General features: G+C 60.1%; 6 protein-coding genes and 1 pseudogene. 4 read left to right on the plus strand and 3 right to left on the minus strand.

The genetic code is table 11. From position 1 onward, the window contains the following. The first annotated feature begins 8 nt into the window (after positions 1 to 8). The 4 genes from AC4JJG_RS16180 to AC4JJG_RS16195 all read left to right on the plus strand — a co-directional run bounded on the left by AC4JJG_RS16180 (position 9) and on the right by AC4JJG_RS16195 (position 4,498). Positions 9 to 848 (plus strand): VOC family protein, encoded by an 840-nt coding sequence (locus tag AC4JJG_RS16180; protein ID WP_495398426.1) that lies wholly within the window; start codon positions 9 to 11, stop codon positions 846 to 848. Further along, positions 845 to 2,755, plus strand: coding sequence for a hypothetical protein (locus AC4JJG_RS16185; protein ID WP_495398425.1), 1,911 nt, complete (start codon positions 845 to 847; stop codon positions 2,753 to 2,755). The genes AC4JJG_RS16180 and AC4JJG_RS16185 overlap by 4 nt, the downstream gene beginning before the upstream one ends. Positions 2,756 to 3,434: 679 nt before the next feature. After that, positions 3,435 to 4,001, plus strand: a complete 567-nt coding sequence (locus AC4JJG_RS16190) for a hypothetical protein (protein WP_495398423.1) — start codon at positions 3,435 to 3,437, stop codon at positions 3,999 to 4,001. Positions 4,002 to 4,093: 92 nt separating this feature from the next. Beyond that, positions 4,094 to 4,498, plus strand: coding sequence for a hypothetical protein (locus tag AC4JJG_RS16195; RefSeq protein WP_495398421.1), 405 nt, complete (start codon positions 4,094 to 4,096; stop codon positions 4,496 to 4,498). 1,481 nt (positions 4,499 to 5,979) lie between these two features. Here the strand turns inward: AC4JJG_RS16195 and AC4JJG_RS16200 are convergent. The 3 genes and pseudogenes from AC4JJG_RS16200 to AC4JJG_RS16210 form a co-directional block, all read right to left on the minus strand. After that, a complete protein-coding gene (locus AC4JJG_RS16200; RefSeq protein WP_495398420.1) occupies positions 5,980 to 6,522 on the minus strand; it encodes a hypothetical protein in 543 nt (180 codons plus the stop codon). An 865-nt stretch (positions 6,523 to 7,387) separates the two neighbouring features. Further along, positions 7,388 to 7,897 carry a hypothetical protein gene (locus tag AC4JJG_RS16205; RefSeq protein WP_495398419.1) on the minus strand — a complete coding sequence of 170 codons (510 nt, stop codon included), beginning with the start codon at positions 7,895 to 7,897 and terminating at the stop codon, positions 7,388 to 7,390. A gap of 636 nt (positions 7,898 to 8,533) precedes the next feature. After that, positions 8,534 to 8,810: pseudogene (locus AC4JJG_RS16210) on the minus strand (hypothetical protein); the annotation flags it as partial.

An 8,810-nucleotide genomic window follows, 5' to 3' on the forward strand; every position in this document is an offset into this window, starting at 1 on the left:
GTCCACACGTGACCACTCCCCCCATCGGCGCCGACGCGCATGGCCATCCGTGCTGGATCGGCCTGGCCACTCATGATGTACGGGCGTCGGCGAACTTCTATCATGAGCTTTTCGGCTGGAAGTACACCGATCACAACGGCACGGTGCTCGCGATGGTCGACGACGCGCCTGTCGCTCAACTCTCCGAGATTCCACCCGACCTACCGAATGTGCCTGAGTTTTGGCACCTGTACTTCTCGTCGGTCGATTTCGAGGATCTCGCCGAACGTCCCGGAGCGGTCGGCGGCGAGCTGCTGACCACCGCGATCGCGAACGATGACCTATCGCGTGTCCTCTCGGTCGCCGATCCGGCAGGCGCCAGTTTCTCGCTATGGGAACCGGGCAGGCTCGAGGGCTTCTCCCTGGGCAGCGCGGGTACGCCGGTGTGGTTCGAACTTCACACCCGGCGTCCTCGTGCCATCGCGGACTTCTACATCGAGCTGTTCGATGTCGCTGCCGACGTCGTCCAGACGGAACGCGGCTTGTACCGCGTGTTCACCAACTCGGACGGTCAACCGCTGGCAGGGGTGGTCGAGTCGTCCGATAACCCACGGTGGCTCACCTACTTTCGGGTACCTGATCTCGACGACGCCGTACGAGTGGCTTCTGCGTTGGGAGCAAAGGTCACCGTGAAACCGCACCGAAATGACCCTCTTGGGAGGTTGGCCGTGATCACCGATCCTGGTGGCGCCGAACTTGGCCTGTTGGAACCGGCCCCGGTGGTCGATCGGGGCTCAACTTCTGAGTTCCCGGGACAGGAGTCGGCCGATGCGGACAACGCCGGGTTCCCGACCTCGCTGACACTGTGACCGGCGCCGAGACCGCAGCTGCGAAACGCCGCGACGACTGGCTTGCGTCTGCGCATGTCGGCCACGCAGCGTCCCTGACGATTGGGCTCGGCTTTGTCCTGGCTATCGGGCCCGCGATCCTGGTCAGACTTGATGAGCCGCTACCGGCCGTCGGAGCGGCGTGTCTCGTCGTCATCTGGGGCACAATCCTTGCCTGGGATTCTGTCGCTCGAACCATCTATCGTGTCACCGGCCTCCCAGCCGACCGGCTCCGCCGGGTCGGTGAACATCACGTCGTAATAACCCATGCAGGGCTGATCATCGACTCCCCGGACCTAACTCAGTTCCTGCCGTGGAGTGGCATTCATTCCGTTCCCGCGGCGCTTGGGTCCGCCGACGGTGATGTCAATGCGGTCGACATGTCCACGTCGCCTGCCATCGCCGGCGTCGGCACAGCCATACCGCACCATCGCTCCATTCGCGTCATCAATCAGTGGGCGGACAGCGCGCGCGGCGAACCGGTCGACATCGCGTTCGACCTGCGGTATCTACAGAAGGCCAAGAACTATCAGTCGTTTCTCCGATTTCTGCGTACCGAGCTCGCGGCCAAGGTGGGTTCCAGACCCGCCGGCGGCTCGGTAGCTCGCCCATCGGCTGCTGCCGGCGTCGTCGCTCATCGAAACGCGGCTCCCGATGCGGAGCCAGAAATGCCGCAATCTGGCGGAGCACCGGACGACTGGCTCGCCGAGAGTAGCCTGTCCGACACCGGGACCATTCTGTTGGCACTGACCATCGTGACGTTGGTGATTGCCACGCTGGTCGGCCTTGGAGTCTCGTTCTTCCTTCTTCCCATTGCACTGACCGCGCTATTGGCGGTCGGCGCCGTAATCCTCGCAGTGACAGCCCGGCGTTTGATCAGAGCGATATGCCGTTGGGCCGGAATACCGACAGAGCGCGTTCGGTGGGCCGGGTGGAATCTCGTTGCGACACCTGACGGGCTCATTCTGACGTCTCGGCGGCGGACGCAGTGGTTGCCCTGGCAACAGATGTCGGGCATCGTCTGGCAACCACTCGATCAATCGCAGGCCCATGATCTCCGGGCCCCGGCGATCGTGCGGCCTCACATCGAAGGCCGCGGATACAGTCGCAGTCATTGGTTCCCGATCCGCCACATCGGACGGTTTCGGGCGCATCCGGGTACACCGTGTGCCGTTCTGGTCGATCTCGAAGCATTCTTCGGTGAAGAAACTGCAGCACAACTTCTCTGGGAGTTCCGCCCGGATCTGGCAAAGGCTTTGGGGTATGCCTGGACCGAACGCCCCGACCCGGCAGCGTTGGTGGTCGATGAAGAGTCACCCTCATTCCATGCCTACGCGATACCCGCGATCCCGCATGGCGGCTCTCATACCGAACGGCTGCAGCAGGGAACGATGACCATTGCATGGCGAGCCGATGGTGCCGCAATCACGGTGTCCGGCAGCACAATCCCGACTGTCACCATCGAACGAGTAGGCGAGGTGACACATCGCCGGAGCCCGATCGGTACCTATGATCGGTCGCGACTGCACATCACTGTGGATGCTGTTCCGTGGAATCTTGCGCGCCTGCGCCGCCATCCGTTCTCAGTACACAGCCACCAGTACGCGGTGGACGACGGCCGCGGGCACCTGATAACCGTCGAACCGAACTACCTGGTCTCGGGTAACGACATGTGGACGCTCCGCGGCCCGAGCCACGAACGAGTCGGAAACACACTGCAGCGCAAACGCGGTGGGCGCCTTGACCTTCGGACACGCGATCCTATCGACGACCGCTCTGCGCACGAACTCGCCATCTCTCTCGCGCTCGCCGAGGCGCTCGGCACTCGAACACTCAAGCTGAAGAATCTTCCACTCATCCCACTACTATTGTTCTCCCAAAGCTACTGACGCCCCAACAATTGAGGGAATTCTGTGGGCGGCTAAGTGGCGCCCTGTCTTGTCATTCGCTCGACCGACAGACACGGGTGACATGAGTCCTCCGATGTGTAGTGTCCTCCGGGCACACACGCGTCCGAAGGACACTGAATGCCCATGGGGGAGGTGTGAAGAGTGTTGTCCGGGTAGGACTGGGGATTATGCGTGGTCCGCTGACGTTCAGGCCTGCCGCTGATGCGCGTCCCGCCCGTGAACTCACTCTCGTCCTTGCCGGTGCTCGTCACAGTAGTTGTCCTGCGATTCCTCCGCAGTCTCGCGAGGCGGCCCTGCACCGCGGGTGAAGAAGTAGCCATGCACAGTACCGACCGCCAGACATTTTGTGCTTCGCACTTTGTCAGTGAAAGGGAAACAACACCGATGAGTCAGCCGCCGATCAAACGCGGAGCTCGTCATGCGCTGAAGACAGGTGACCGTCGGTCGCCTGTGCTCACCACGGTCACCTCGGCGGTGCTGGCGGCGTCGATCGCTGGACAAGGCAAGCCGCCAAGCCGCTTCGACCATCATCGGCGTAATGCTCGGCGGCACGGCTGGAGCCGTGGCCTTGGGATTGCCCACCGCGGCAGCAGGTGCGCTGTTCGGGATACCGGTGGGGGCCGGCGTCGGCGCCGTAGCTGGTGCCGTCACTGGTGCTGTGACCGCTGGTACTACCGCCTGGTGGACCGGTCCGGGTCTGCCGGGTGTCATCTTGGGCGGCGCCGCCGCAGGTGTCGGCCCCGGCGCGCTGATCGGCGTCATCGCCGGTCCGATAGTCGGCGGTGTCGGTGGCGCAGCTCTTGGCGGCGCTGTTGGGGCCGCGATCGGCGGCACGATCGGTGGCATGCTCGCATACTCGTTGGGCGCTGGCGATCCGGGTGCCAAGCCAGCAGCGCCCTGGAAGCAGGGTCAACCGCGGGCACCAAAGGTAAAGCCCCTTCCGAACCCTGGTGCGAACCAGTTCGAGCTACACCTGCCGCAGGCTAAGGCTTCGCAGTCAGGTCTGCCGGCTGTTGATTACGTCGTAAACCTTCGTGGCGACGTGAAAGGCCAGATTGGCAATCAAGAGTTCGGCTGGTCGGCCGAGCAAGCGATGGCCCCATACAAGGTGCTGGGGCCGGGCGCGGAGAAGACCGCTCGTCAGCTCACAAAGCAGGGGACCGCTCAGCTTCAGGCCGTCCTGCCAGGTGTTCAGGTCCTGTGGCCCCAGGAGACACCCAGATAGGTCTGTGGCGAACCACAGCCTTCTAGTGCGCTTTAGGCCCCTATGCGATGATCTCGTAGCGTCCGTTCAAATATAGTTAAGGAGTGTCTCGTATGCTGAAGAGGGTAGGCGCCGGTATCATGATTGCTGGTGCAGCAATTGCATTTGGAACCACAGCAGGCAGCGGATCGGCCGAAGCAAAAATTGAACCTGGTAACTATAAGGTTCATTACAAGCTGCTGGGACTCGTCGACACGCCGACATACAACGTGAAGGTTGTCGGCAACCGAGCATACTCAGACTTTTACGGAGCAGGTCGCTGGAATCAGTACACCAGCACCATCACTCCCACGAGGAACGGCGGAGTGATTGCGCGCAGTAACGATCCCTTCGTGAAATTCGTGCAGCGGGATGAATACACGCAGCGAACTAAGACAGGTTATCGCGGTACCCAGTATGGGTATGGAATTCCAGTCCGCGATGCAATCATGACGAAGACGTCGAAGCCCCGTCGCTAGTTCACCACCTGGCGTAAAGGTTTTCGATAGCGTTCGCCCCGTTATGCAATGCACAGCGGGGCGGACATCGGAGGTGACCTGTTCCGGTGATGAGTTCCAATCGGTTGTGAAGTCCGATGCCGCGTAAAGCTCGGTGAGGACAATTGGCTGGAATGGGGACATGTACGCCAGCTTGGAAGCATGAAGTCCGACCAAACGTCTTGATGAGCGCAAGAAGAAGAGATGGAAGCGGTAATGAAGCAACTGGTGATACTGATCGTAGCCAGTGGAGCGGTTGCGGCTGGGGTTATGCTTGGGGCTGGTCACGCAGAGGCAAAGATCGAGCCAGGGCACTACAAGTCGCGAGTGATAGCATACGGCATCATTCCAGGTCCCGAATCTAATGTGCATGCAGTAGGCAACAAAATGTACGTAGATTTCTTAGGCGTGGGTCCCAGGAATTTCTATGTCTATAATATTTCGCCGACCAAGGATGGCGGCGTTACTTACCGCGACATTCCGAATGGGCGCTGGGCCATAACCACAAACTATAGGAAGACGCGGTACGGCTATAGGGGTACGACAAATGCTGCAGGCGGGGCTGTGCCGTTCGGCGGAACCGAAATGCGCCGAGTCCGATAGCAGAGAGCGCTTCGCTATTGCGACACTGAGGTAGCCGACAACGTGCGTTTGAGTTTTCGACCTTGACCCCGCCCCAGCCCGTCCTGGGGCCGGGTCAAGTATCGGGAAGACAGGGTGCTGTGGGTGCCGCGATCGGCGGGACAATCGGGGGTTACTGGCATACTCTCTCGGTGCTGGAGATCCGGTGCAAATCCCAGAGAGCCCTGGAAGCAGGACAAACCGCAGGCTCCTACGCCAAAGCCGTTGCCGAACCCGGTTCGCCGCATCCAACGCATGCAACCCCGCCGGCTTGGTCAACGGCGACTTCGACAACCCCGCCAACTTCGACAACGCACTCTGCGCCTGACCAGCCGCCGACGACCCCAACCCCGCCGCCTGCTGCAACCCCGACGACACACCACTAGCCGGACTCTGCGACGACGACGGCTTCGTCAACGACGGCGTCTTCGCATTCTTCAACGACATCGGCGTCGTCGACTTCAACGACGGCGTACGCCCACCGCCGCCACCACCCGACGGCCCCGCGCCACCGGTCGGCGAACCCGGTCCACCTGGACCGGGACTCTGAGGCGCATCATTCGGCTTCGGCGCCGCGAACACCGCAGCGGCACCCGCGGTCTCTTCGACTCCTCACCATTAACCGTGGTCACCAAACAATTATTCGGCCTATCCACCGAGACCCTTCACACGCACCCATCTGGCGACCGACGGAGTCGACGGGCTCACTAAGGACGTGCACCACCTACCACTACCCCATCGTGCAATAGCTGAAGAATCGAATCCATTATTCAAATCCGACGTCGCACGGAACCGGGAATCAATAACTCAACTCGGCACGGCGTCGTCGGTAACGTCCACGGTCACCAGTCCACATGACCCGTTGGAACCGAATAGTCCCCATGATGCGTTGGAACAGGATCGTTCTCGACTTTATTAGTAGGAACATTATAATTCACCGTCGGCGGCTTCGGACCATCCTTCGGACGCATATCCGCCTCCGTCACCGGCTGCGGCAAACCATGACCAGCGGCAGCATGATTGATCGCGTTCACATCCTCAGCCGACAGATAATCCCGACCAGCCTTTTCCAAAGCGACCTTCAAAGTCTTGACTGTCTCGATGTGTTCCTTCAGCGCCTCAGCAAAAGATCCGTCGCCAGAGTCTGCTCGATCCGAAAGGCCGGCTGCTAGCTGACCTCCCGACGGAATCGAGTTGAATCCTTCACGAAAAGTCAGAGTCGGAATATAACGTTCGGCGTCGTTTAGCACTTTCAACAGTTCCGCGCAGGCAGTAATCGCAGGCTTGATCCCCTCCTCCGCGAACGTAAGACTGCTTGCCGCCGTAGAGAATTCCGTCCGCAATGCCGACAGATCGAGCTTTTCAGGTTTTCCGCCATTAACCATGAAAGGTGGCCTTTCTGTAGTCTTAATTTGTTTACTTCGGTATGTGGGGGTACGCCGCTGCTACAAAATCTCTCACCAATTGGTCAGCAGGTGGCGCGTTCGAGGACTGCGGAAATGCTTGCACAAGCACAGAACCATACGAGGTCCCCCACAATATCTGTCGGCCGTCGTAAACGGGTTTCATGTCGGCGATCACTGCAGGATGCCCGTCACCTACGGTGAACTGAGTAGGTTTAATAATCGCCGGATTACGGCGTGACTCATCAAATGAAAAGTTCGTAACAATGATGTTCACGCCATATCCAGGTGTATCGAAGTCAAATGATGTGCGACCGTAGCTGCAGGCGCGTTGGGGTTCCAGGTTGTCGACCGCCCGGGGTTTGGGGTCGAATTTGAAGGGTTCCCACACCGACTTCGGCAACGAACACGGCGCCCACAACTCCATCCACGGCGCCGGATTCGACCGCGTCGCAGTCCCCTCCGCACCGGTAATCACCACCGACGGCGACGGAGACGCCGGCTCCCCATCAGTCGTACACGCCACCACCGAGGCACCACCAACCACCACCGCAGCCACCACCCCAGCAACACCACGCGACCACCCACGCCAACCAGTCATGCCGGCCATCCTAACCAGCAAACGCCTAATTCAACGCCTCACCATCAACCAGGCCCCGGCCACCCCCAGGACGCCTCGTTGGACCTGCACCGGGAGATGCCGAGCAACTCCACAAACCGCACTCCCCACCAGCGAAGAACAAATGCCACACCCAGCCGCCCCACAACAGCAGTCAACGACCGCTGAACCTCAACTTAAATCCAAGCAACTAACTAACACCAGGCCGCGCGACCAAATATCTAGCGACTAGGAACGCACATTCGCCCCCACCTGATTCTTCGGATCATTCCGCGCCCGAGCATTATCCTCCGCCGACGGCGGACCCTCTGGCTCCACCTTCTTCGGACGCATATCCGCCTCCGTCACCGCCTGCGGCAAACCATGACCAGCCGCAGCGTGCTCGATCGCGTTCACATCCTCAGCCGACAAATAATCCCGGCCCGCCTTCTCCAAGGCGTCTTTCAACGCACGTACTGTTAAGATGTGCTCTTTCAAAGCCTCTCGAAAGGAGCCGTCGCCATTATCAGCCCGATCCGAGAGTCCGGCCGCCAATTGACCGCCTGAAGGAATCGAGTTGAAGCCTTCACGAAAGGTCAGGCTCGGAATGTAGCCTTGGGCATCTGTGAGAACCCGCAAAAGTTCTGCACATGCGGTTATTGCCGGTTTCAGACCTTCCTCAGTAAACGTCAAATTAGCGGCGGCAGTGGAGAACTCTGTGCGCAGACTCGACATATCTAGTTTATTGTCATCAGCCATGATATTTCCTTAAAGTTTCGCTACTTTGGTATGTACGGATATGCGGCGTTAACGAAGTCGCGCACCAGTCTGTCTGCTGGCGGTGCGATATCGGATGCGATCGGAAATGCCTGGACGAGGACTGAACCGTACGACGTACCCCATAAGATCTGGCGACCGTCATATCCCGGTTTCATATCAGCGATCGCCGCAGGATGACCCTCACCTATCATGAAATCGACAGTATTCAGTAGCGAAGGATTACGCCGCGACTCATCGAATGGAAAATTCGTTACTATGACATTCACACCGTAGCTTGGCGTGTCATTACTGAACGCAGTCCGAGTGTAATGGCAGGTACGTTGAGGTTCGAGGTTGTCGACTGAGCGATGTCTCGAATCCAGTTTGAAGGGTTCCCACACCGACTTCGGCAACGAACACGGCGCCCACAACTCCATCCACGGCGCCGGATTCGACCGCGTCGCCGTCCCCTCCGCACCGGTAATCACCACCGACGGCGACGGAGACGCCGGCTCCCCATCAGTGGTACACGCCACCACCGAGGCACCACCAACCACCACCGCAGCCACCACCCCAGCAACACCACGCGACCACCCACGCCAACCAGTCATGCCGGCCATCCTAACCAGCAAACGCCTACCCACCCTTGATCACCGACGCCGTCACCACCGGCGGCGCACCAATCAACGCCTCACCATTGACCGTGGTCACCAAATACTTATTCGGCTTATGCTCCTTATCCTCACCACCAGCACCCCGACCAGCACCACCAGCACCCATCGGACCACCCATCGTCGGCGAAGCACCCCGCATACCACCCAACGCCGCCCGCTCAGCATCCGACATCGACTTCAACCCACGCGCCAACGCCGCCTTCTCCGCATCACCCAACGCCTTACCCACACCACCCAAC

Source organism: Gordonia sp. B8661-1 (assembly GCF_059427765.1).